The sequence below is a fragment of the Nocardia sp. NPDC055002 genome, from assembly GCF_053608825.1.
In genome coordinates, this window is sequence record NZ_JBSGWE010000003.1 from 775,633 (window position 1) to 799,584 (window position 23,952).

The window sequence follows — 23,952 nt, forward strand, 5'->3', positions numbered from 1 at the left end:
CTGAAACACGTTCTATAATCATTCAAGCATAGCGGTCGCCGCGACGGAAGAACCTCGCGGTTTTACCCTGAGCTCAAGATCAGAACCTGTTGCAGTTATAAGGGAGAATCACATGGGCACACCCGTGATCGTCGAGGCCGTGCGGACCCCCATCGGCAAACGTCGAGGGCAACTTTCGGGACTGCACGCCGCCGAATTGCTCGGCCTGGCCCAGCGCGGACTACTCGACCGGGCGGGCCTCGACCCGGCCGAGGTCGAGCAGGTGATCGGCGGCTGCGTCACCCAGGCGGGCGAGCAATCCAACAACGTCACCCGCGTCGCCTGGCTGCACGCGGGCCTGCCGTGGCAGACCGGCGCGACCACGATCGACGCCCAGTGCGGCTCGGCCCAGCAGGCCAACCACCTCATCGCGGGCCTCATCGCCACCGGCGCGATCGACGTCGGCGTCGCATGCGGCGTCGAAGCGATGAGCCGGGTGCCGCTCGGCGCCAATGTCGGCACCGAGGCGGGGCCGCGACGGCCCGCGTCGTGGTCGATCGATCTGCCCGACCAGTTCGGCGCCGCCGAGCGCATCGCCCGCAGGCGCGGGATCACCCGGTCCGATATCGACGAATTCGGTTTGCGCTCTCAGCAATTGGCGGCCAAGGCGTGGGCCGAGGGCCGCTACGACCGCGAGGTGCTTCCGGTCTCGGCGCCGGTACTCGACAGCGAGGGCGCGGCCACCGGCGAAAAGGTGGAGGTCGCCCGCGATCAGGGTCTGCGCGCGACCACCCGCGAAGGGCTGGCGGCACTGAAACCGGTCGTGGCCGACGGCATCCACACCGCGGGCACCTCGTCGCAGATCTCCGACGGCGCCGCCGCCGTGCTGCTGATGGACGAAACCGTCGCGCGCCGAAAGGGTTTGCGTCCGCGCGCCCGGATTCACACCCAGGTACTCGTCGGCGCCGAACCGGAGTTCCATCTGGACGGCCCGGTGCAGGCGTGCACCCGACTGCTCGAGCGCTCCGGAATGACGATTGGCGATATCGATCTATTCGAGATCAACGAAGCATTCGCGTCGGTCGCACTTTCGTGGGCTGCCGTACATCAACCTGACATGGAACGGGTAAATGTCAACGGCGGCGCGATCGCAATCGGGCATCCTGTGGGCTCTACCGGCTCCCGATTGATCACGACCGCGTTACACGAACTCGAACGCACAGGTCAGGGCACTGCCATGGTGCTCATGTGCGCCGGCGGCGCACTCGCGACGGGCACCATCATCGAGCGCCTGTAGACTGGCCCTTACCGAAACCGGGCGCCCAGGTTGAACATTCATCCCAGGGCGCCCGGAACGTGTCGTACGCCACAAAGTCACGGGGGGCAGGGGGATCATGAGATGTCAGCTATCTTAGGGCTATCATGGGGGCATGGTGGAAGAACCCTGCGACGGGCACGAACCCGGGGACCCCGGCGCTCCACAAGAGTCGTTGGCGCGACCCGCAAACGCGACCGCCGCCGCCCCTGCACGCAGGTAAGCGTCGGAAATCGTAGAGAAATCCCCAATCAGGCGTAGGTTTTCAGTTACTGAGCCGCTAATATCAATGATACGTATCCGAGATAACGACTGTTAGTACAGTGAAGGGAATTGGGCGGCTCACAATGGCTGATTTCGCGGCGCGGCTGAACAAGCTGTTCGAAACCGTGCATCCCCCGGGGCGCAAGCCGCACACCAACGCAGAGGTTGCGGCTGCGCTGACTGCCTCCGGGCATCCGATCTCGAAGCCGTATCTCTCGCAGTTGCGGTCGGGACAACGAACGAATCCGTCCGACGAGACGGTGGCCGCCCTGGCGAAGTTCTTCAAGGTCAAGCCTGACTACTTCTTCAACGATATCTACGCGGCCAAGATCGATCACGACCTGGAGCTGCTCGCGCAGCTGCAGGGTTATGGACTTCGTCGACTGTCGAGTAGGGCATTCGACCTGTCCGAAGAATCACAGAATCTGCTCACCTCGATGGCGGAGAAGCTACGGGCCAGCGAAGGCTTGCCCGAAATTCCTCCGGACGGAACAGAATAGGATCCACGCAGCGGCCGGCCTGACGCACCTGATGGTGTCCTGGGTACGGCCGTAAATACGTCGGATACGCAGACAACGGGCCTGAGACGGTGGAAACACCAGCTCAGGCCCGTTTTCTGCGTTCGGCCTAGGTCGAGGAAGCGGCGTTCTGCGGTGCCGTCTTCGCGTCGGCCACCGCGTACTCGTACTGATTCGACAGCGCCAGCACCCAGCCGCGGGGGCTGATGCCGGGCGGCGGTGCGATCCACCGAGCGTCGACGAACAAGTCCCCCAACGGATTTCGCGCCCACTCGGCCACCACCGCGGCCCGCTGCGGCACCGAACTCGGCGGCTCACCGGCCGCCGGGATCACGATGCCGCTGCCGGAGAGCAGATACAGCGCGTCCATCACCTGTGCCATGTGATCGGAAGCCTTGAGCTGTGCCGAGGTGGCGTTCTGTTCGGGCGCGACCACCTCAGGGAACCGGCCGACCATCAACTGGTGCAGCGGACGGATCTTGCGCAGCAGGAGCTTGGCCCGCCACCACAGCTCGATCACGATCGACACGGCACCGAGCGCGATCAGCAGCGCCGCGATCTCCCACGCGGCCCAGCCCCACAGCGGTTCGTTGGGCGGCGTCGGCGCGGCATTCTGGAACGCGCGACCCACATTGGCGACGGCGAGCACCGCGACCAGCGCCGTACCGGTGATGTAGATGGCGATGCCACGCCCGAGGATCGTCCAGTCCAGGTTGCGCAGGCCGGTGGTCACGATGAACACCGCGCCCAGCGCGACCATGATCCAGCCGAAGGTGAACGACCACGCCAGAGTGATCGCGATCGCCACCGCGCCGATGCCGTACACGACCATCGCGACCTGGCGCAGGTTGCGTCGCGAGACCACCGGCCACGCGGCCGAGGCCACCACCGAGGTGGCCGTGGTGAACAGGATCCAGGCGGAGATCACGAGACCGGTGGACAGCCAGCCGCTGTGCACACCGCCCTTCATCAGATTGTCGATGGCAACAGCCATCTCGGGAATGGCGACGGTGACCGCGAGTGCCACAGCGGCGACCGCGACGACGATGGCCACGCGGGCGGTCGTCGCGGGCTTCACCAGCACGCGACCCACTCGCGCACCCGCGGCAACCCAGACCAGCAGGGCTGTCAACCAGAGTGTCATCCGAGTGCCTCATCGAATCGAAGGACCGAGACGCCTGCGCCCCGGTTGCTGAATACGCGCAGGCGCGTCATGAGCATGGCCGCGAAGGTCTCGGCTTCCCATTCGGCGAGATCGTCGGCGCCGTCGTCGACGATCTGCGCGTGGGCGCGCTGGCTGAGCATGTAGGCGATCAGATCGTCGCTGACCTCGAGGGTCGTCTCCACCGCGGGCGCGCCCTCGTGGTCGAAGACGATGTGGCCGAGTTCGTGGGCGAGGGTGTGATCGCGACTCGGGAGAGCGTCGGCGAGCACGATGATGTCGCGTTCGGGGTAGAACCGGCGCTGACCGCACACGCCGGGGCCGAGGTTCGCGCTGGTGATCTCGATTTCACGTTTCCGCTCCAGCGAGATGGCATGGACCACTTCGTCGAGGCTGGTGGCGTCGGAGTCGGCGGCCACCGCGCACACCGCGTCGACGGCGGCGGCGACGCGGCGATAGGACCGGGAGGTGCTCTGGGTCTTGCTCTTACTCATCGAAGATCCCCTCACGACCTCGGTCCGAAGAACTCGGCACGCGCCGCGTTCACCCGCGCTTGGGCTGCCGCGGCACCTTGGAAACTCACTGCGCCCGAACCGGTTCCGGCCAGCGTGAGCGCTATCAGGCCGCCGATCACCGACAGGAGTTCGGGTTCGGGCAGGCCGCTGTTGTCACTGGTCGGCTTGAACTCGTGGCTCGGCTTGGCCGCCGGTGCCGCCGCAGCGGGTGGCGCGGCGGGAGCCGGAGCCTCGGCCGCCGGTGGTGCGGCGGCCGGAACAGGCACTGCCACAGCGATATTCGGGACACCAGGGACCGCGGGAGTGGGTGGGATCGCGATCGACGGAAGCGCCGGTACAGCCGGGACCGAAGGGATCGGGATCAGCAACAACAGCAGGGGCGAGGCCGAGCCGACCGCCGCCGAACCGACAGCGGCGGACCCGACAGCGGCCGAGCCCGCACCCGCGGAACCTACCGCGGCGGAACCGGCAGCAGCGGAACCCACTGCGGCAGAACCTGTTCCGAGGACAGCCGAGCCCGCACCGAGCGCCGCCGAACCGGTACCCGCGGCGGCCGAGCCGACTGCGGCCGAGCCGGTACCGAGTACCGCCGCGGCACCGGCCGAACCCGTGCCGAGAACGGCGGCGGCACCGGCCGAACCGGTACCGAGAACTGCGGCCGCGCCTGCCGAACCGGTACCGAGGATGGCGGCCGCGCCCGCGGAACCGGTACCGAGAACCACCCCGAGGCCCGCCGAACCGGTACCGAGCAGCACTCCGAGGCCCGCGGAACCGGTACCGAGAACCACGCCCGCGGCGGCCGAACCCGCGGCGGCAGAACCCGCGCCAGCGGCGGCTGATCCGGAGAGCGGGCCCGCGACTTCTTTCTTGGGGACGTCAGCGCTGGACTGGCCGGGGATGGTGAGCGGGGTCCATTCGCCTTCGTCGGCGACCGGGGCGCCCGACTGTGGGCCGACCGGGTCGGCTCCGGGAGCGGGGTTGGTCGCCTGGCCATTGCCCTGACCGGGCAGGCTGAGCTCATCGGGCTTGGGAGTCGGGGTGCTCTGACCGCCGTTGCCACCGCTGCCGTTGCCCTGTCCGGAGCTTCCGCTACCGGGTGCCTGCGCGGCAGGCGTCGGCGGCTTTTCCGGGGCGGCCATGGCGACCGCGGGCCCTAACAGCGCACAGCCGGCCAGCACACTCGCAGCGGCAAACACGCGCAACATGCGACCAATGGCCATGCGCTAGATCATCCCCTTAGTTATTCAGCGCAGAATTACCCCCGGTCGCGACACATTCCGGGATCGACGAACAGTAGCCCATAGTAAACCCACGGTCCCGGGACCGCAGAAGAGAGCAAGAGTCGTCCAGCCCCCTGGACGTGTGTGACATGCCATAAGTGCAGGCCGGGGACTTTTCCCCGGCCGCACGCCTCAAAGTTTGCTATGCGCCGTAAACAGGCTCCGGCGGGGTGCTCTTCTCGATCAGTTCCTTGACGACCGGACCCAGTTCGGCGGGGTTCCAGCGAGCGCCGCGATCGACCGGGGTGCCGTGCATCCAGCCCTGCGCCAGCGCCACCTTTCCGCCCTCTACCTCGAACATCCGGCCGGTCACCCCGGCGGATTCGGTGCTGCCGAGCCACACCACCAGCGGCGAGATGTTCTCCGGCGCCATCGCGTCGAAGCCCGCGTCGGGGGCGGCCATGGTGTCGGCGAAGACCGTCTCGGTCATCCGGGTGCGGGCGGCGGGAGCGATGGCGTTCACGGTCACGCCGTAGCGCCCGAACTCGGCCGACGCGGTCAGTGTGAGACCCGCGATACCCGCCTTGGCGGCGCCGTAATTGCCCTGGCCGACGCTGCCCTGCAGACCGGCACCGGAGCTGGTGTTGATCACGCGGGCATCCACCGGGCGACCCGCCTTCGACTCGCCCCGCCAGTACTCGGCCGCGTGCCGCATGGTGGCGAAGTGGCCCTTGAGGTGCACGCGGACGACAGCGTCCCACTCGTCCTCGCCGAGGTTCACCAGCATGCGGTCGCGCACGAAGCCCGCGTTGTTGACCAGCACGTCGAGGCCGCCGAAGGTGTCGACAGCCTGACGGATCAGGCGGCGGGCGCCTTCCCAATCGGCGACGTCGTCGTAGTTGGCGACGGCCTCACCACCGGCCGCGACGATCTCGTCGACGACCTGCTGGGCGGGGGTTTCCGTGGTCGCGGCACCGTCGAGCGCGGTGCCGACATCGTTGACCACCACGCGGGCGCCCGCTGCGGCGAAGGCCAGGGCGTGGGCGCGGCCTATTCCGCGGCCTGCGCCGGTGACGATTACGGTGCGGCCTGCGCAGATCACCTGGTCAGTCATGTGTAGCTCCTGTGTTTGTCGGCGGCTGGCGCCGCGGGATTTTCGGCCCTGAGGGCCTCGCATCCGAAGGGCGATACTGCGCCTTCGGCGTTCCGTCTCGCCCTTCGGATGCGAGGCGGCCGAAAATCGTGGTGGTTGGGTTGGGTGGGTGGCGTTGGTTGCGGCAGGTGGGGAATGTTCAGTCGCTGGACGGGATGACTACTGCGGGTTCGCATCGGCGGCTAGTTGTTGGCGTTGGCGGCGTCGAGGAAGGCGGGGCGTTCGCCGCCGCCGTGGACTAGCAGGGCGGCGCCGCTGATGTGGGCGGCCAGGGGGGAGGCCAGGAACAGCGCCGCGTTGCCGACGTCGGCGGGATTGGCGAGGCGGCCGAGGGGGACGGTCTTCGCGACGGCGGCGACTCCGTCGGCGTCGCCGTAGTGCAGGTGGCTGAGTTCGGTTTCCACCGGGCCGACCACTACCGAGTTGAGCCGGACCTTCGGGGCCCATTCGACGGCCAGCGAGGAGACCAGGTTGTCCAGGCCCGCCTTGGCCGCGCCGTAGGCGGCGGTGCCGGGCGAGGGCCGGTGGCCGCTGACGCTGGTGATCATCACGATCGAGCCGCCCGCGTCCTGGTCCTGCATCAACGCGTTCGCCTGCTGCGAGATCAGCAGCGGCGCGAGGAGGTTCAGCTCCACGATCTTGGCGTGGAATTTGGGGCTCGCGGCGTCGGCCATCGCGAACGGCGCGCCACCCGCGTTGTTCACCACATGGTCGATCCGGCCGTGCCTGGCGACGATCTCGGCGAACATGGCCGGCACCGCGTCGGCATCGCGCACATCGCAGGTGAGGTGTTCGGTGCCGCGGTCCCCCACCGTGATCGGCTCGTCTGCCGGTCTGCGTGCGCAGGTCAGCACCGTCGCGCCCGCGGCGAGGAAGGCCCGGCTGATTCCGGCGCCGACACCTCGGACGCCACCCGTCACCAGAACGATCTGCTCGGAAAGGTCGATTTCTACAGCCACCGTGTTAACCTACCAAGCAATTGCTTGCTTTGTCTCGGGTTCGCCGGGGCGCGCACGAGGAGACATCGCGATGGGGATAAACCGTCACACCGAAGCCGACGGGGTAGAGGTCGTCACAGTCGACTACCCGCCGGTCAACGCCCTGCCCTCGGACGGCTGGTTCGCACTGGCCGACGCCGTCCGGGCAGCGGGCCGCAACCAGGAGACCCGGGTGGTCGTGCTGCGCGCGGAAGGCCGCGGGTTCAACGCGGGCGTCGACATCAAGGAGATGAACGCCGACGTCGGCCATACCGCGCTGATCCGCGCCAACCACGGCTGTTTCGACGCCTTCGCCGCGGTCTACGACTGCGAGGTGCCCGTGGTCACTGCCGTGAACGGCTTCTGCCTCGGCGGCGGCATCGGCCTGGTCGGTAACTCCGACGTCATCGTCGCCTCCGACGACGCCACCTTCGGTCTGCCCGAGGTGGACCGTGGCGCGCTCGGCGCCGCCACGCACCTGTCCCGGCTGGTCCCCCAGCACCTGATGCGCACCATGTTCTACACCGCGGGCAAGCTCACCGCCCAGCAGCTGCACCACTTCGGCTCGGTGTACAAGGTGGTGCCGCGCGCCGAACTCGACGCCGCCGCGATGGACGTCGCGAAGAACATCGCGAACAAGGACGGCCGCGTGATCCGCGCCGCCAAACGCGCGCTCAACGGCATCGACGTGCAGGACGTGCACCGTTCCTACCGCTACGAACAGGGCTTCACGATGGAGCTCAACCTCGCCGGTGTCGCCGACGAGATCAGGGCGCGCTTCGACGACGATCTCGCCGCGCAGAAGAAGGAGAGCTGAAAGCCATGCGCGACAAGAGAATGACCCTCGACGAGGTGGTCGGCGAGCTGCGCAGCGGCATGACCATCGGCATCGGCGGCTGGGGTTCACGGCGCAAGCCGATGGCGCTGGTGCGCGCACTGCTGCGCTCCGATGTCACCGACCTGACCGTGGTCACCTACGGCGGTCCCGACCTGGGTCTGCTGTGTTCGGCGGGCAAGGTCCGCAAGGCGTACTACGGGTTCGTCTCGCTGGATTCGGCGCCGTTCTACGACCCGTGGTTCGCGAAGGCGCGCACCGAGGGCGCGATCACCGTGCGCGAGATGGACGAGGGAATGGTGAAGTGCGGGCTGCAAGCGGCCGCCGCACGACTGCCCTTCCTGCCGATCCGGGCCGGGCTCGGATCGGCGGTGCTCGACTTCTGGGAGGGCGAGCTGAAGACCGTCGCGTCGCCGTATCCCGCCGCCGACGGTCGCGTCGAGACACTGGTCGCGATGCCCGCGCTGAACCTCGACGCGTCGTTCGTCCACCTGGATCTGGCCGACAAGCACGGCAACGCCGCCTACACGGGCGTCGATCCGTACTTCGATGATCTGTACTGCCTGGCGGCGGAGCGTCGCTACATCTCGGTGGATCGCATCGTCGAAACCGAGGAACTGGTGAAAGCCGTTCCGCAACAGGCGATCATCCTCAACCGCATGCTGGTCGACGGTGTGGTCGAGTCGCCCGGCGGCGCGCACTTCACCTTCTCCGGCAGCTACGGGCGCGATGAGAAGTTTCAGAAGCACTATGTGGCGGCCGCGAAGACGCCGGAGTCGTGGGCCGAGTTCAAGGCTCGCTACCTGGATGTCTCCGAAGAGGAATACCAGTCCGCCGTAGCCGCGTTCGCTGAGGAGCAGAAATGATGACAGCATCGCAAAGCGATTCCGTGGGGGGCGGCGGTCGGGTGACGGGCGGGCCTATTACTCGTGCTGAGGTCTGCGTCGTCGCCGCCGCGGAAATCTTCCGCGGGGCCGGTGAGATCATGGCCAGCCCGATGTCGACGGTCACCACCATCGGCGCCCGGCTGGCCCGGCTCACCTTCGAACCCGACCTGCTGCTCTCCGACGGTGAGGCGCTGTTCTTCGCCGAGGTACCGGCGATCGGCGCGAAAGCTCCTGTCGAGGGCTGGATTCCGTTCTCCCGGGTGTTCGACGTGGTCGCTTCCGGCCGTCGCCATGTGGTGATGGGCGCGAATCAGCTCGACCGGTTCGGCAACCAGAACCTGTCGGCTTTCGGTCCGCTGCAGCAGCCCACGCGCCAGATGTTCGGTGTGCGTGGCGCTCCCGGCAACACGATCAACCACGCGACGAGCTACTTCGTGCCCCGGCACAACAATCGGGTGTTCGTCGAGAACGTCGACATCATCTCCGGAATCGGTTACGACCGAATCGATCCCGAGAACCCGGCGTACCGCTTCCACCACCTGCACCGGGTGGTGACCAATCTGGGCGTGTTCGACTTCGACGGCCCCGATCACACCCTGCGCGCGCTGTCGCTACACCCCGGCGTGAGCCCGGAAGAGGTCGCTGAGAACACCTCGTTCGAGATCGCCGAGCTGGGTTCGGCGGGCGAGACCAGGCTGCCGACCGAGGAAGAGCTGCGGATCATCCGAACCGTGCTCGATCCCAAGGGTTTCCGTGAGAAGGAAGTAGCGGCGTGAGCGGTCAGCGGCCGGAGGCGGCAGCGGAGCGTAACCACGCAGGCCGCCCGAGCACGCCGAGAGGAGACAGCATGAGCGCGCGCTTGCGGACTCCGCTGACCGAACTGGTCGGCATCGAGCACCCGGTCGTGCAGACCGGCATGGGCTGGGTCGCCGGCCCGCGACTGGTCGCGGCCACCGCCAACGCGGGCGGCCTCGGCATTCTCGCCTCGGCGACGATGACGTTCGAGGAGCTCGAAGCGGCGGTCGCCAAGACCAAGTCGCTCACCGACAAGCCCTTCGGGGTGAACATCCGCGCCGATGCCACCGACGCGGGCGAGCGCATCGAGCTGCTCATCCGCGAGCGGGTACGTGTCGCGTCCTTCGCGCTCGCGCCGAAAAAAGAACTCATCGCCCGGCTCAAAGACGCCGGTGTCGTGGTGGTTCCGTCGATCGGTGCCGCCAAGCACGCGGTGAAGGTGGCGTCCTGGGGCGCCGACGCGGTGATCGTGCAGGGCGGTGAGGGCGGTGGGCACACCGGCCCGGTCGCCACCACGCTGCTGCTGCCGTCGGTGCTCGACGCGGTCGATATCCCGGTGATCGCGGCGGGTGGCTTCTTCGACGGACGCGGCCTGGCCGCCGCGCTGTCCTACGGAGCGGCCGGTGTCGCGATGGGCACCCGGTTCCTGCTCACCCAGGAGAGCACCGTTCCCGAGGCCGTGAAGCAGGAGTACCTGGCGCGCGGCCTCCAGGACACGGTGGTGTCGGTGAAGGTCGACGGCATGCCGCATCGGATGCTGAACACCGAACTGGTGACCAAGCTCGAGCACTCCGGCGGCTGGCGCGGTCTGTCGGCGGCGGTGTCGAACGCGGCCAAGTTCAAGAGCATGACCGGCATGAAATGGTCCACGCTGATGCGTGACGGTCTGGCCATGCGAAAGACCAAGGACCTCAGCTGGTCTCAGGTCGTGATGGCGGCGAACTCGGCGATGCTGACCAAGGCCGGTCTCGTCGAGGGTCGCACCGACGCGGGCGTGCTGCCCGCGGGCCAGGTCACCGGCATCATCGACAGCCTGCCGACGGTGGCCGAGCTGATCGACGGGATCGTCGCCGACGCTGTCGCCCGGATCGAGGCGATCTCGGCGCTCACCATCGAGTCCGCCGCCGAGGCCCGCTGACCCGGAGTCACACCCGGCTCCCCACGAACTCGCCCCGATCGACGGCCCTGAGCCAACCGTCGGTCCCACGGGGCGATCGAGCACCGGACCCGATGCCGCACTCACGAGGTGCGCATCGGGTCCGGTGCATTTTCGGTTCGCAGCGTCTCGTGGTCGCGACACGCGCTCGAAGCCGCTACCGAGGATGCGCGGTCGCCTAAAATTTGCCGGACATCGACATCGCAGTAGGAGGTCGCGTGTACGGCGAGTTCCAACGGCAGGTCCAGGGCTTGCCGACACCGGTATGCGCGATGATTGCGGCACTCGTCGCCACTGCTCCGGTCCGCGTCCGCCCCATCGCCAGCACCGATCCGGAGGAGTAGCGCGATGACAGCCTCGGAACAGACCGCGACCAAGAAGATGCCGTTGCTGACCTTGTCGGCGATGGTGGTCGGCTCCATGGTCGGCGCCGGCGTCTTCTCGCTACCGCGCAACTTCGGCCAGGCCACCGGCGGATTCGGCGCGATCATCGCCTGGACGATCGCCGGCACCGGAATGCTGATGCTGGCGTTCGTCTTCCAGACGCTGGCCGTGCGCAAACCAGACCTCGACGCCGGTGTCTACGCCTACGCGAAGGCCGGCTTCGGTGAGTACCTCGGTTTCTTCTCCGCGTTCGGGTACTGGGCCAGCGCCTGTGTCGGCAACGTCAGCTACTGGGTGCTGATCAAGTCCACCCTCGGGCAGGTGCTGCCCATCTTCGGTGAGGGCAACACCGTTCCCGCGGTGCTGCTGTCGACGGTGTGCATCTGGGCGTTCCATTTCATGGTGCTGCGCGGGATCCAGGAAGCCGCCACCATCAACCAGATCGTCACAGTGGCGAAGCTGGTGCCGATCCTGGTGTTCATCGTGGTGCTGCTGTTCTACTTCGACCCCGGTGTCTTCGCGGACAACTTCTGGGGCGGCGACGCGTATTCCGAATCGCTGGTCGAACAGGTGCGTTCGACCATGCTGGTGACGGTCTTCGTGTTCCTCGGCATCGAGGGTGCGAGCGTGTACTCCAGGTACGCGCGCAAGCGCGAGGACATCGGCCGCGCCACCGTGCTCGGATTCCTCAGCGTGCTGGCCATTTTCGCGTCGGTGACCATGGTGTCGTTCGGCATCATGCCGCGCGACGAACTCGCCGTGGCGCAGCAGCCGTCGATGTCGCCGGTCTTCGAATCCGCCGTCGGTACCTGGGGTGCCTGGTTCATCAGTATCGGACTGATCATCTCGGTCCTCGGCGCCTACCTGGCCTGGACACTGATGGCCGCGGAGGTGCTGTTCGTGGCGGCGAAAGACCGGGACATGCCGTCGTTCCTGGCTCGGGTCAACGCCGCGAATGTGCCGGTGGTCGCGCTGATCTTCACCACCGTGCTGATCCAGATCGTGCTGGTCACCACGCTGTTCTCCGACGACGCGTTCACCTTCACGCTCAAGCTGTGCAGTTCGCTGTCGCTGGTGCCCTACCTGCTGGCCGCGGCCTACGCGCTCAAACTCGCCTACACCAGGGAGACCTACGAGCGGATCCAGCCGGGCGACCGCACCAAGGAGCTCGTCATCGCCTTCGTCGCCACCTTCTACACCGCGTTCATGCTCGTCGCGGCCGGGCTCGAATTCCTGCTGCTGTCGTGCATCATCTACGCGCCCGGCACCATCCTGTTCGCCCTGACCCGTCGCGAGGCGGGCAAGCGGATCTTCTCGCTCTGGGAGGCGGTCCTGTTCGGTGCCGTCGCCCTCGGCGCCGTTGTCGGCATCGTCGGCCTGGCGACCGGAGCCATCTCGATCTGAGTCCGCCCGATCTTTCGAGGAGCAGAAATGACCGCAACCCCCGCCACCGCGTTCGGCGTCCATTCCGAGGTCGGCACGCTGCGCAAGGTGCTGGTCTGCGCGCCGGGCCTGGCACACGAGCGGCTCACCCCGACCAATTGCGATGACCTGCTCTTCGACGACGTGCTGTGGGTGCAGAACGCCAAACGCGACCACTTCGATTTCATGACGAAGATGCGCGACCGCGGCGTCGAGGTGGTCGAGCTGCACAATCTGCTCGCCGAAACCCTCGCCGTGCCCGGCGCGAAGGACTGGATTCTCGACCGCAAGATCGTGGCCAACGAGGTCGGGCTCGGGCTGATCGACGACACCAGGGCCTACCTGGACTCGGTGGACGACCGGACCCTGGCGACCTACCTCATCGGCGGACTCGCGACCGCGGACCTGCCCGCCGAATTCCGTTCCGGGTACCTGGCGCTGGCGCGCGAGCAGGCCGGGGTTCGTGAGTATCTGATGCCGCCCCTGCCGAACACGCTCTACACCCGCGACACCACCTGCTGGCTCTACGGCGGCGTCACCCTCAATCCGCTGTACTGGCCCGCCCGGCACGACGAGACGCTGCTGATGGCCGCGATCTATGCCTTCCATCCCGACTTCACCGGCGCGAAGGTCTGGTGGGGCGATCCCGAACAGGATTGGGGGCTGGCGACCTTCGAGGGTGGCGACGTGATGCCGGTCGGCAACGGGGTGGTGCTGGTCGGGATGAGCGAACGGACGTCCCGGCAGGCGATCACCCAGGTCGCCGCGTCGCTGTTCGCCGCCGGTGCCGCCGAGCGCGTGATCGTGGCGGGGATGCCGAAGCTGCGCTCGGCCATGCACCTCGACACCGTGTTCACCTTCGCCGACCGCGACCTGGTCACGGTGTATCCCGACATCGTCTACAACATCCACCCGTTCTCCCTGCGGCCCAGCGACCGCGCCCCCGGTGTCGAGGTGGTCGAGGAGACCGCGCCGTTCCTCGACGTGGTGGCCGCATCACTGAACCTGCCGAAACTGCGGGTGGTGGAGACCGGCGGCGGCTACTACGCCAACGAACGCCAGCAGTGGGACAGCGGCAACAACCTGGTCGCCGTCGAACCCGGCGTCGTGTTCGCCTACGACCGCAACACCCACACCAACGCGGCCCTGCGCAAGGAAGGCGTCGAGGTGATCACCATCGTCGGCGCCGAACTCGGTCGCGGCCGCGGCGGCGGCCACTGTATGACCTGTCCGCTGATCCGCGACGCCGTCGAGTTCTGAGCGCGGCGATCAGCGGGGACGCACCTCGACGCGGTTGTCGTGGAACACCGCGCCACCGCCGTAGTCCGAGTCTCGTTCGGCGATTGTGGCATTCACGGTCGCGCCGCCGGTGAACTTGGCCCAGCGACCTTTGGTCGTGCCCGCCACGCCGGGCCGCACCCGGTCCGATACCTCGGCGACGGCCTCGAAGGAGCCGCGATCGTTGGAGACGACCACCGCGGCGCCGTCGCCGATGCCCCGCGCGTCGGCGTCTTCGGGGTGCAGGGTGATGCTGGATGCACCGGCGCGACGGCGTAATTCGGGGTTGGAGCCGAAGGAGCTGTTCAGGAAGTAGTGCGAGGCGGCGGAGATCAGCACCAGACCGTCGCCGGAATCGGCGGGGGGCGTGTAGTCCGGCAGCGGGTCATGGCCTGCCGATTCCGCTCTGGCGGAGACGAACTGGAGCTTGCCCGCGGGCACCGGACCGGCCTGCACCTTGAGGAATCCCTCGGCCCTGAGCCGGTCGAGGTCGTAGCCCTTCAGCAGCTGCCCGGCCAGTTCCTCGTCGGAGTCGTACAGTGCCGGTTCGGTCAGACCGAGCCGATGCGAGAGTCTGCGGAAAGTCTCTGTCGTGGACAGGCATTCGCCCGGCGGCTCGACGGCGGGCTCGTTCCAGATCAGGTAGAGGTGACCGTAGCCGGCGAGCACGTCGAGGTGTTCGGGCTGCATGGTGGCGGGGAGCACGATGTCGGCGTAGTCGACGGTGTCGGTGCCGAAGTGCTCGAGGACCACGGTGAACAGGTCCTCGCGCGACAGCCCCTCGATCACGCGACGCTGGTCGGGATTCGAGCCGACCGGATTGGCCCCGATCACGAACAGTGCCTTCACCGGCGGCTCATCGGTCTCGAGCAGGGCCTCGCCGAGTCTGGTCATCGAGAGCGTGCGGACCGGGTGCGGCAGCAGGTCGTCGCGGGTCAGCGCGGCTTCGTCGAGCCGGAAGTGCCCACTGGTCGAATAGTGCAGTCCACCACCGGGTATCGCCCAGTCCCCGGTGACGCCGGGCAGGCAGGCGAGCACGCGCAGGGCCATCCCGCCGCCGGCGTGGCGCTGCATGCCCTGGGAGGCGCGGATCGCGGTCGGCCTGGTGCGCGCGATCCGCGCACCGAGCGCGACGATCTGATCCTCGGGAACGCCCGTGATCGCCGCGGTGCGCTCCGGCGTGAATTCGGTGATGCGGTCCCGGAATTCGGGCCAGCCCTCGGTGTGTTCGGCGATGAACTGCTCGTCCTGCGCGCCGAGCGAGACGATCACGTGCAGCAGGCCGAGCGCCAGCGCCGCGTCGGTGCCGGGCAGTGGGGCGATGTGCTCGTCGCAGCGTTCGGAGGTCTTGGTGCGCACCGGGTCGATCGACACCAGGTACGCGCCGCTGTCCTGCACGAACTTCCACAGGTGATGGCCGGAGGTGAGCGGGTTGGTGCCCCACAGCAGGATCAGTTTCGACTGCGCGAAGTCCTCGGGGTCCATGCCGCCGGAGGTGCCGAGGGTGTAGCGCAGACCGGTGCCGCCCGCGACCGAGCAGATGGTCGGCGCGTGATGCGACGCCCCGAGCAGGTTGAACATCCTGCGCCCCGGAAAGCCTTCCAGCCCTTGGATATAGCCCAGGCTGCCGGTGCCGTGGAACGGCCAGACCGCCTCACCACCGAATTCGTCGATGATGGCGGTGACGCGCGTGGCGATCTCGTCGAGCGCGGAGTCCCAGCTGATCCGCTCGAACTGCCCCGATCCCTTCGGTCCCACCCGGCGCATCGGATACCGGAGCCGGCCCGGCGCACCGACCTGTTCGAGGTACCGATTCACCTTCACGCACAGCGCACCGCGCGTCACCGGATGTTCCTTGTTCCCGCGCAGCCCCGTGGCCACCCCGTCCTCGACGGTCACCACCCACGAGCACGCGTCGGGGCAATCGAGCGGGCATGCACCGAGCACCTTCACCAGGCCATCGTAGGCCGGACGAATCACCCCCGCCGGGGGCGGACACCGCGTGATCATGGCGCCGACCGGTAACGACGGGCGCCCGAAATGTGATGTAAGTCACGTAAGGGCGGTTTCGCGGACGCGCGGCGCCGCCGAACATCGACCGGCGCGGAGGCCTGTCAGAAGTCGGGGCGTCGTCCCCACGCTGATGGGAGGTTGTGATGAGGTCGCTCATCGAGAAGGCGATGGTGAGCACGTCGGCGGCACTACTGCTCGGCGCGGGTGCCGTGATGGGCGCCGCGCCCGCACAGGCGCAATGGCAACCGGGGTGCGTGGCGTACCCGGTGAACAACAGTGCGGCGTACTCGCAGTGTTATCGCCCCGTGCGGCATCAGGTTCGCATCGAGTGCAGGCAGTGGTGGGGCTGGTTCGGCAGTGGCTGGGGCACCTACGAGCGCCGCGGCAACGTGGCGTTTGACGGTCGGCAATCCTGGGCCCACTGCGATATCCCCGGCACGTTGCAGCGCTGGGACGTGGTGACCTACTGGTGGTGAACGAAGGGTGGTCCCCGGCGAAACCCGCCGAGGACCACCACTTTTCGAACGGCGGAACTACTTCTTGTCGGCGTCGAGACGCTCGATGATCGTGACGTTGGCCGTGCCGCCGCCCTCGCAGATGGTGAGCAGGCCGTAGCGGCCGTTCACCCGCTCGAGCTCGTTGAGCAGGGTGGCGAACAGCTTGGCGCCGGTCGCGCCGAGCGGGTGGCCGAGCGCGATGGCCCCACCGTTGACGTTCACCTTCGCCGGATCGGCGCCGATCTCCTTGATCCAGGCCAGCACCACCGGGGCGAAGGCCTCGTTGATCTCGATGACGTCGATGTCGTCGATGGTCAGGCCGGTCTTCTCCAGCGCCCACTGGGTGGCCGGGATCGGCGCGCTCAGCATGAAGATCGGGTCGGCGCCGCGCGCGCTGACATGGTGGATGCGGGCACGCGGGGTCAGGCCGTATTCCTTGACCGCCCACTCGGAGGCGAGCAGGGTGGCGCTTGCGCCGTCGGAGATCTGGCTGGCGACCGCCGCGGTGAGCGGGCTGCCCTCCGACAGCGGCTGCAGCGACGCCATCTTCTCCAGGCTGGTCTCGCGCGGACCCTGATCGACGGTGAAGTCGCCGACCGGCACGATCTCGTTGTCGAAGCGGCCCTCGGCGATGGCGGTCTTGGCGCGCTGATGGCTCTGCAGCGCCCAGCGCTCCATGTCCTCGCGGCTGATGCCCCACTTCTCGGCGATCATCTCCGCGCCCTTGAACTGGGAGACCTCCCCGGTGCCGTAGCGCGAGTCCCAGCCCTTCGCGCCGATGAACGAGGACTCGAAACCGTACGGCTTGGCCGCGAGCATGGCGGCGCCGATCGGGATGGCGCTCATGTTCTGCACGCCGCCCGCCACGATGACCTCGGCGGTGCCGCTCATGATGGCCTGCGCGCCGAAGTTGATCGCCTGCTGGCTGGAACCGCACTGCCGGTCGACGGTGACGCCGGGGACCTCTTCGGGGTATCCCGCGACCAGCCACATGGTGCGGCCGATATTGCCCGCCTGCGGACCGAGGTTGTCGACGCAACCGACGATCACGTCGTCGACGACGGCCGGGTCGATGCCCGTGCGCTCGACGAGCCCACGCAGCGCGGCCGCGCCGAGGTCGGCGGAATGCACCTCGGCCAGCGCGCCACCGCGCTTGCCGACCGCGGTACGCACCGCATCGATCACATAGGCCTCCCGCAACGGGGCGTAGGGGCGGCGCTCGGCGGATGCGGTCATGATGGAACTCCTATTTCGCGGTGCTCCCGGGCAGGGTCAGCCCGTCGAGCACGATGGTGAGATATTGCTGGGCAAGGTTTTGCACGGTGATCGGGCCACCGGGGGTGTACCAGCGGACCGCGACCCACACGGTGTCGCGCAGGAAGCGGAAGGCCAGTTCCACGTCGAGTTCGGGCCGGAAGCTGCCGTCGGCCACGCCGGCGGCGAGCACGCGGTGCCACAGGTCGCGGAACTCGGTGTTGAAGTCACGGATGTAACCGAACCGCTCGGCGTCGCGCAGGTTCTTGGCCTCGGCCTGGTAGATCGCGACGGCGGCGTGATGGCGGTCGAACGACTCGTAGGACGCGATCACCAAGGACTCCAGGGTGTCTCGCGAGCTCATGCCCGCGCCCGCGATCTCGCGGTAGCGACCGAACAGGTCGTCGAGGAATCCGCGCAGGATCTCGTCGACCATCGATTCCTTGGAGTCGAAATGGTGATACAGACTGCCCGACAGGATGCCCGCCGAGTCGGCGATGTCGCGCACCGTCGTGGCACGCAGTCCACGTTCGGCGAACAGGTCGGCGGCGAGGTCGAGGAGTTCGGCGCGGCGGGTGCGTTTCACGGTGTCGGGTGCGGTCACACCCGTCATCGTACAACCAAGCACTTGCTTGGTTTCGGAGAACCCGCCACGGCGATCATGCGCGCTGGCTGCTCACCGAGACAACCTCGCCGGTCAGATACGAGGTGTAATCACTGGCCAGCATGGCGATCGTTGCCGCTACTTCCCACGGTTCGGCGGCGCGACCGAAGGCCTCGCGCTCGCTGAGCGAGTCGAGCAGCTCGGTCGAGCTCACCTTGTCCAGGAACGGGTGGCGGGCGATGCTCGGCGCGACGGCGTTGATCCGCACCCCGAATTCGGCGGCTTCGACCGCGCTGCACCTGGTCAGCGCCATCACCCCCGCCTTGGCGGCGGCATAGTGCGCCTGGCCGTGCTGGGCACGCCAGCCGAGGACGGAGGCGTTGTTCACGATCACGCCGCCGTGGCCAGCGCCGCGGAAGTACCCCAGCGCCGCACGGGTGCAGCGGAAGGTGCCGGTGAGGGTGATGTCGAGAACCTGGTCCCACTGCTCGTCGGTCATGTCGACCACCGGGGTCTCACCGCCGAGACCCGCGTTGTTGACCATGATGTCGATCCGGCCGAGTTCGGCGGCCGCGTCGGCCAGCAGCTGATTCACCTGCGCGGTGTCGCGGACATCACAGACCACGGCACCGACCCGGCGCTCGGGGAACTCCTTCGCCAACAACTCGGCGGTCTCGGTCAGGCGACGCTCGTGCCAATCGGAGACGACCACATCGGCGCCTTCCTCCAGGAGCCTGCGCGCGGTCGCCGAGCCGATGCCGGTGCCCGCGGCGGCGGTGATCACGGCCGTCCGGCCCGCGAGCAGGCCGTGTCCGGGGATCGAAGCCGGCGCGATCGACAGGGACTTGTTCGCGCCCGAATAGGTCTGCTCGGTCACGGGCGTGCCTCTCGCGGGAGACCGAGCACACGCTCGGCGATGATGTTGCGCTGCACTTCGTTCGAACCTCCATAGATCGTGTCGGCGCGGCTGAACAGGTACAGCCGCTGCCATGCGGTCATGTCGTCGGGGCCGGTGAGCAGGCCCGCCGCACCTTGGACGGCCATCGCCAGTTCACCGAGGTCGCGATGCCAGTTGGCCCACAACAACTTCGACACCGAGGCGCCGCCCGCGTCGTCGTGGTCCTCGCTCATGGTGCGCAGCGCGTGCGCGCGCAGCACCCGCAGTCCCACCCACGCGCGATCGAGGCGATCGGCGATCAGCGGGTCGTCGGCGGCGCCGGTGCGCCGGGCCAGGTCCTCGATGTCGGAGAGCTCGCGCGCGAAGCGGATCTGCTGGCCGAGAGTGGAGATGCCGCGCTCGAAGGTGAGCGTGCCCATCGCGATTCGCCAGCCGTCGCCCGGCGCGCCGACCACCAGGTCCGCGTCGGTGACGGCATCGTCGAAGAAGACCTCGTTGAACTCGGAGGTGCCGGTGAGCTGTTCGATCGGCCGCACTTCGATGCCCGGCTGGTTCATCGGGACCAGCAGATAGGACAGGCCCTTGTGACGGCTCGAGCCGCGCTCGGTGCGGGCGATGACGAAGCACCAGTCGGCGACGTGCGCGAGCGAGGTCCAGATCTTCTGGCCGTTGATCACCCACTTGTCGCCGTCCAGGCGCGCGGTGGTCGCGACGGCGGCCAGGTCGGAACCGGCGCCGGGCTCGGAGTAGCCCTGACACCACAGTTCGCCGACCGAGCGCACGCCCGGCAGGAAGCGCTTCTTCTGCTCCTCGGTGCCGAAGGCCAGCACGGTTGGGCCGAGCAGTTCCTCGCCCACGTGCGAGACCCGCGCCGGCGCGTCGGCCTTGGCGTATTCCTCATGGAAGATCACCTGCTGACGCACGCTGGCGCCGCGACCGCCGTATTCGACCGGCCAGCCGAGGCAGGTCCAGCCCGCTGCGGCGAGGTGGCGGTCCCAGGCCAGCCGCTCGTCGAAGAATTCGTGTTCGCGGCCGGGTCCACCGGTGCCGCGCAGGTCAGCGAACTCGCCCGAAAGATTTTCGGCGAGCCAATCGCGTATTTCCGCGCGAAACTCCGCGTCGGAAGTCGCGGTATCGGAATCTGAGGTCTGGATCACGCCCACCTCGGTAGGATAACCTACCAAGCACTTGCTTTGTTAGCTGCTTCGGAAGAACAGCGAACCGCACAACGGTGAGGACCCCGTGACACCCCCTGCACAAACCACTCCGCAGGCGCTGCGACACATCGCAGCGGCGCATCCGCACGAGCCTGCCCTGATCGACGGCGCGATCCGCCTGGACTGGACCGAGCTTCTCGACCAGGTCCGGGTGGCCGCCCGTGCCCTGATCGCCCGCGGCATCGCCCCCGGCGACCGGGTCGCGATGTGGGCGCCGAACACCTATCACTGGGTGATCGCCGCCCTGGCCGCGCACTCCGTCGGCGCCGCGCTGGTTCCACTGAACACCCGCTACGTGGCGGCCGAGGCCGTCGACGTGCTGGACCGCGTCGACGCGAAGGCCCTGTTCGTCGCCGGTCAGTTCCTCGGTCGCGATCGGGCGGCGGAACTCGCGGCGGCGGCGCCGGAGCTGGGCATCGGGACCGTCGTCGTCATTCCGATCGAGAACGAAGCGGCCCCGGCCGCCGCCGAGCCCACCCGCACGACGGTGACGTGGGACGAGTTGCTCGCACAGGCCGCGACGGTGTCCGAAGAAGTCGGCGAGGAGCGGGCGGCTCAGGTCTCCCCCGACGACATCTCCGACATCCTGTTCACCTCCGGCACCACCGGCCGCAGCAAGGGCACTCTCGTCGCGCACCGGCAGGCGCTGGGGGTGGTGCGCGGCTGGGTCGAGTGCTCGACCCTGCGCGCGGGCGACCGCTACCTGGTGATCCCGCCGTTCTTCCACAACTTCGGTTACAAGGCGGGCATTCTCGCGTGCCTGGTCACCGGGGCCACGATCGTCCCGCAGGCCACCTTCGACGTGCCCGCCGCGCTGGCGCTCATCGAGTCCGAGCGGATCACCGTGCTCACCGGGCCACCGACGATCTACCAGACCATCCTCGAGCATCCCCAGCGCACCGAGCGTGACCTGAGCTCGCTGCGGGTGGCGGTGACCGGCGCGGCGACCGTGCCGGTGGTGCTGATCGAGCGGATGCGTGACGATCTCGCGTTCGAGGTGGTGATCACCGCCTACGGCCTGTCCGAGACGGCGGGCTTCGGCACCATGTGCCGTCCCTCCGACGACGCGGCCACCATCGCCAACACCTGCGGCGGGCCGATCGCCGATTTCGAACTGCGCCTGTCCGACGCCGGTGAGGTGCTGCTGCGCGGACCGAACGTGATGCTCGGCTACCTCGACGACCCCGAGGCCACCGCCGAGGCCATCGACGCCGACGGCTGGCTGCACACCGGCGACATCGGCATCGTCGACGAGCGCGGCTATCTGAAGATCACCGACCGGCTCAAGGACATGTACATCACCGGCGGGTTCAACGTGTATCCCGCCGAGATCGAACAGACCCTGGCCCGGCTCGACGGCGTCGCCGAGTCGGCGGTGATCGGCGTGCCCGACGAGCGGATGGGCGAGGTCGGTAAGGCCGTGGTCGTCCGCAAGGCCGGGTCCACGCTGACCGCCGACGAGGTCATCGCCTTCGCCGCGGGCAAATTGGCGAACTTCAAAGTGCCCAGGCTTGTCGAGTTCCGCGACCAGCTGCCCTACAGCGCCGCGGGCAAAGTGCTCAAGCGTGAGCTACGTGAGGAGAAGTCGTGAGTTCCGAAACCGAGACCGAGGTCGTCACCTATGAGGTGCGCGGATCGGTCGCCGTCGTCACCATGAACCGGCCCGATTTCCGCAACGCGCAGAACTCGAAGATGACCTATGCCCTCGATGCCGCCTTCGTGCGGGCCGTCGAGGATCCCGAGGTCAAGGTGATCGTGCTGGCGGGCAACGGAAAGCACTTCAGCGCAGGCCACGACATCGGTACCCCGGGCCGCGACCACGACGTGCACTACGAGAACAAGGCCGCGCTGTGGTGGGACCACCTCGATCGCCCCGGTGGTGACCAGCGGTTCGCGCGCGAGTCCGAGGTGTATCTCGGCATGTGCAGGCGCTGGCGGGAGATCCCCAAGCCGATGGTGGCGATGGTGCAGGGCGCGTGCATCGCGGGCGGGCTGATGCTGGCCTGGGTGTGCGACCTGATCGTCTGCTCCGATGACGCGTTCTTCTCCGATCCGGTGGTCCGGATGGGCATTCCGGGTGTGGAGTACTTCGCGCACCCGTGGGTGATGGGCCCGCGCGCGGCCAAGGAGTTCCTGTTCACCGGCGACCGCTTCGGCGCGGCGCAGGCCAAGGAGTGGGGCATGGTCAACCGCGTCGTGCCGCGCGAGGAGCTCGAGGCCGAGGTGTTCGGTCTCGCCGAGAAGATCTCCGCCATGCCGCAATTCGGGCTCGCGCTCACCAAGAAGGCCGTCAACCAGGCCGAGGATCTGATGGGCATGCGTTCCGGCATGGACTCGGTCTTCGGGCTGCACCATTTCGCACACGCGCACAACGCCGAGGTCGGCGCCGATTCGCTCGGCGGGATGAACGCCCGCTCGATGAAGGCCACCGCCACCTCTACCGAACAGAACGGGACGAAGTAAGTGGATCTCGAGATCGACCCGGCAGCCCGGGAATTCCAGCTGGAGGTGCGCGAGTTCCTCGCCGCCAACGTACCGGCAGAGCCGTTGCCGTCGATGGATACCGCGGAAGGCTTCGCCGCGCACCGGGAATGGGAAGCGAAGCTGGCCGACGCCCGGCTGTCCGCGGTCTCGTGGCCGCGCGAGTTCGGCGGGCGTGACGCGTCGATTCTCGAGTGGGTGCTGTTCGAGCAGGAGTACTACGCCGCGGGCGCACCCGGCCGGGTCGCGCAGAACGGCATCTTCCTGCTCGCGCCGACGCTGTTCGAGCACGGCACCCCCGAACAGCTCGCGCGGATCCTGCCGCGCATGGCGCGCGGTGACGACATCTGGGCGCAGGCCTGGTCGGAACCCGAATCGGGCAGCGACCTCGCGAGCCTGCGCTCGACCGCTCGGCGCACCGAGGGCGGCTGGCTGCTCAACGGCCAGAAGACGTGGAGTTCCCGTGCGTCGTTCGCCGATTGGGCGTTCGGCCTGTTCCGCAGCGATCCCGAGGCCCAGCGCCACCACGGGCTCACCTACGTGATGTTCCCGCTCACCGCCGAGGGCGTGAGCGTGCGGCCGATCCCCCAGCTCGACGGCGAACCCGGCTTCGCCGAGATCTTCCTCGACGACGTCTTCGTGCCCGACCACGACGTGATCGGCGGCGTGAACGAGGGCTGGCGGGTCGCGATGGCGACCTCGTCCAACGAACGTGGCCTCTCGCTGCGCAGTCCCGGCCGCTTCAGCGCCACCGCGCAACGGCTCATCGACCTGTGGCGCGAGACCGCCGACCCGAGCGATACCGCGGCCAGGAACTCGGTGGTCGACGCCTGGCTCGGCGCCGAGTCCTACCGCCTGCACACCTTCGGCACCGTCACCCGCCTCACCGACGGCGGCCAGCTCGGCGCGGAGTCGTCGATCACCAAGGTGTACTGGTCCGAGCTCGACATCGCGATGCACGAGACGGCGCTGGACCTGCTCGGCCCGGCCGCCGAGCAGCGCAGCACCTGGACCGACGGCTATCTGTTCTCGCTCTCGGGGCCGATCTACGCGGGCACCAACGAGATCCAGCGCAACATCATCGCCGAACGCATCCTCGGACTGCCCCGCGAGAGCAAGCGATGACCG

The 23,952-nt window shown here is 68.1% G+C and carries 22 protein-coding genes; 12 read left to right on the top strand and 10 right to left on the bottom strand.

Annotated features, from left to right (window positions below; all coding sequences use genetic code 11):
• The first annotated feature begins 112 nt into the window (after window positions 1-112).
• On the top strand, window positions 113-1,276 hold the full coding sequence (locus ACWF99_RS15770) for a steroid 3-ketoacyl-CoA thiolase (RefSeq protein ID WP_378631662.1): 1,164 nt from the start codon (window positions 113-115) through the stop codon (window positions 1,274-1,276).
• A 365-nt stretch (window positions 1,277-1,641) separates the two neighbouring features.
• A complete protein-coding gene (locus ACWF99_RS15775; RefSeq protein WP_019044759.1) occupies window positions 1,642-2,058 on the top strand; it encodes a helix-turn-helix domain-containing protein in 417 nt (138 codons plus the stop codon).
• A 127-nt stretch (window positions 2,059-2,185) separates the two neighbouring features.
• Here the strand turns inward: ACWF99_RS15775 and ACWF99_RS15780 are convergent, their stop codons facing one another.
• The 5 genes from ACWF99_RS15780 to ACWF99_RS15800 all read right to left on the bottom strand — a co-directional run bounded on the left by ACWF99_RS15780 (window position 2,186) and on the right by ACWF99_RS15800 (window position 7,085).
• Window positions 2,186-3,220 (bottom strand): hypothetical protein, encoded by a 1,035-nt coding sequence (locus ACWF99_RS15780; RefSeq protein ID WP_378631661.1) that lies wholly within the window; start codon window positions 3,218-3,220, stop codon window positions 2,186-2,188.
• On the bottom strand, window positions 3,217-3,732 hold the full coding sequence (locus tag ACWF99_RS15785) for an ImmA/IrrE family metallo-endopeptidase (RefSeq protein WP_378631659.1): 516 nt from the start codon (window positions 3,730-3,732) through the stop codon (window positions 3,217-3,219). The genes ACWF99_RS15780 and ACWF99_RS15785 overlap by 4 nt, the downstream gene beginning before the upstream one ends.
• Before the next feature lie 11 nt (window positions 3,733-3,743).
• Window positions 3,744-4,973 carry a hypothetical protein gene (locus tag ACWF99_RS15790; protein WP_452536429.1) on the bottom strand — a complete coding sequence of 410 codons (1,230 nt, stop codon included), beginning with the start codon at window positions 4,971-4,973 and terminating at the stop codon, window positions 3,744-3,746.
• Window positions 4,974-5,175: 202 nt separating this feature from the next.
• Window positions 5,176-6,087 (bottom strand): SDR family oxidoreductase, encoded by a 912-nt coding sequence (locus ACWF99_RS15795; protein ID WP_378631656.1) that lies wholly within the window; start codon window positions 6,085-6,087, stop codon window positions 5,176-5,178.
• Between the two features lie 221 nt (window positions 6,088-6,308).
• Entirely contained in the window at window positions 6,309-7,085 is a 777-nt protein-coding gene (locus ACWF99_RS15800) for an SDR family oxidoreductase (RefSeq protein WP_378631655.1), read from the bottom strand.
• 70 nt (window positions 7,086-7,155) lie between these two features.
• Here ACWF99_RS15800 and ACWF99_RS15805 point away from each other — a divergent pair, with 70 nt between their 5' ends.
• The 6 genes from ACWF99_RS15805 to arcA all read left to right on the top strand — a co-directional run bounded on the left by ACWF99_RS15805 (window position 7,156) and on the right by arcA (window position 13,842).
• Window positions 7,156-7,920 (top strand): enoyl-CoA hydratase family protein, encoded by a 765-nt coding sequence (locus tag ACWF99_RS15805; protein ID WP_056818882.1) that lies wholly within the window; start codon window positions 7,156-7,158, stop codon window positions 7,918-7,920.
• On the top strand, window positions 7,917-8,804 hold the full coding sequence (locus ACWF99_RS15810) for a CoA transferase subunit A (protein WP_452536627.1): 888 nt from the start codon (window positions 7,917-7,919) through the stop codon (window positions 8,802-8,804). Before ACWF99_RS15805 ends, ACWF99_RS15810 begins: the two co-directional genes overlap by 4 nt.
• Window positions 8,804-9,601 carry a CoA-transferase subunit beta gene (locus tag ACWF99_RS15815; RefSeq protein WP_378631653.1) on the top strand — a complete coding sequence of 266 codons (798 nt, stop codon included), beginning with the start codon at window positions 8,804-8,806 and terminating at the stop codon, window positions 9,599-9,601. Before ACWF99_RS15810 ends, ACWF99_RS15815 begins: the two co-directional genes overlap by 1 nt.
• Before the next feature lie 71 nt (window positions 9,602-9,672).
• The gene (locus tag ACWF99_RS15820) at window positions 9,673-10,758 is read left to right on the top strand and encodes an NAD(P)H-dependent flavin oxidoreductase (protein WP_378631652.1); all 1,086 of its coding nucleotides are present in this window, start codon (window positions 9,673-9,675) and stop codon (window positions 10,756-10,758) included.
• 366 nt (window positions 10,759-11,124) lie between these two features.
• Window positions 11,125-12,564: a basic amino acid/polyamine antiporter gene (locus ACWF99_RS15825; protein WP_378631650.1), complete on the top strand. Its 1,440-nt coding sequence runs from the start codon at window positions 11,125-11,127 to the stop codon at window positions 12,562-12,564.
• A gap of 27 nt (window positions 12,565-12,591) precedes the next feature.
• Window positions 12,592-13,842 carry an arginine deiminase gene (gene arcA, locus ACWF99_RS15830; protein ID WP_378658173.1) on the top strand — a complete coding sequence of 417 codons (1,251 nt, stop codon included), beginning with the start codon at window positions 12,592-12,594 and terminating at the stop codon, window positions 13,840-13,842.
• Between the two features lie 9 nt (window positions 13,843-13,851).
• Here arcA and ACWF99_RS15835 read toward each other — a convergent pair whose 3' ends face one another.
• Window positions 13,852-15,813: a molybdopterin-containing oxidoreductase family protein gene (locus ACWF99_RS15835; protein WP_452536433.1), complete on the bottom strand. Its 1,962-nt coding sequence runs from the start codon at window positions 15,811-15,813 to the stop codon at window positions 13,852-13,854.
• 203 nt (window positions 15,814-16,016) lie between these two features.
• Between ACWF99_RS15835 and ACWF99_RS15840 the strand changes: the two genes are divergently transcribed.
• The gene (locus tag ACWF99_RS15840; protein ID WP_378631647.1) at window positions 16,017-16,349 is read left to right on the top strand and encodes a hypothetical protein; all 333 of its coding nucleotides are present in this window, start codon (window positions 16,017-16,019) and stop codon (window positions 16,347-16,349) included.
• Window positions 16,350-16,406: 57 nt separating this feature from the next.
• Here ACWF99_RS15840 and ACWF99_RS15845 read toward each other — a convergent pair whose 3' ends face one another.
• From ACWF99_RS15845 to ACWF99_RS15860, 4 genes are read right to left on the bottom strand one after another with little or no spacing between them, the layout of a single operon-like run.
• Window positions 16,407-17,570 carry an acetyl-CoA C-acetyltransferase gene (locus ACWF99_RS15845; RefSeq protein WP_378632443.1) on the bottom strand — a complete coding sequence of 388 codons (1,164 nt, stop codon included), beginning with the start codon at window positions 17,568-17,570 and terminating at the stop codon, window positions 16,407-16,409.
• A 46-nt stretch (window positions 17,571-17,616) separates the two neighbouring features.
• Window positions 17,617-18,237: a TetR/AcrR family transcriptional regulator gene (locus ACWF99_RS15850; RefSeq protein WP_378631645.1), complete on the bottom strand. Its 621-nt coding sequence runs from the start codon at window positions 18,235-18,237 to the stop codon at window positions 17,617-17,619.
• 46 nt (window positions 18,238-18,283) lie between these two features.
• Entirely contained in the window at window positions 18,284-19,105 is an 822-nt protein-coding gene (locus tag ACWF99_RS15855) for an SDR family oxidoreductase (RefSeq protein ID WP_378631644.1), read from the bottom strand.
• Window positions 19,102-20,289, bottom strand: a complete 1,188-nt coding sequence (locus tag ACWF99_RS15860) for an acyl-CoA dehydrogenase family protein (RefSeq protein ID WP_378631642.1) — start codon at window positions 20,287-20,289, stop codon at window positions 19,102-19,104. The genes ACWF99_RS15855 and ACWF99_RS15860 overlap by 4 nt, the downstream gene beginning before the upstream one ends.
• A gap of 79 nt (window positions 20,290-20,368) precedes the next feature.
• Here ACWF99_RS15860 and ACWF99_RS15865 point away from each other — a divergent pair, with 79 nt between their 5' ends.
• The 3 genes from ACWF99_RS15865 to ACWF99_RS15875 are packed head-to-tail and all read left to right on the top strand — an operon-like array spanning window position 20,369 to window position 23,949.
• Window positions 20,369-21,934 (top strand): FadD3 family acyl-CoA ligase, encoded by a 1,566-nt coding sequence (locus ACWF99_RS15865; protein ID WP_378658183.1) that lies wholly within the window; start codon window positions 20,369-20,371, stop codon window positions 21,932-21,934.
• Window positions 21,931-22,806 carry an enoyl-CoA hydratase gene (locus tag ACWF99_RS15870; RefSeq protein ID WP_378631639.1) on the top strand — a complete coding sequence of 292 codons (876 nt, stop codon included), beginning with the start codon at window positions 21,931-21,933 and terminating at the stop codon, window positions 22,804-22,806. Before ACWF99_RS15865 ends, ACWF99_RS15870 begins: the two co-directional genes overlap by 4 nt.
• On the top strand, window positions 22,807-23,949 hold the full coding sequence (locus ACWF99_RS15875; protein ID WP_378658186.1) for an acyl-CoA dehydrogenase family protein: 1,143 nt from the start codon (window positions 22,807-22,809) through the stop codon (window positions 23,947-23,949).
• Window positions 23,950-23,952 lie beyond the last annotated feature (3 nt).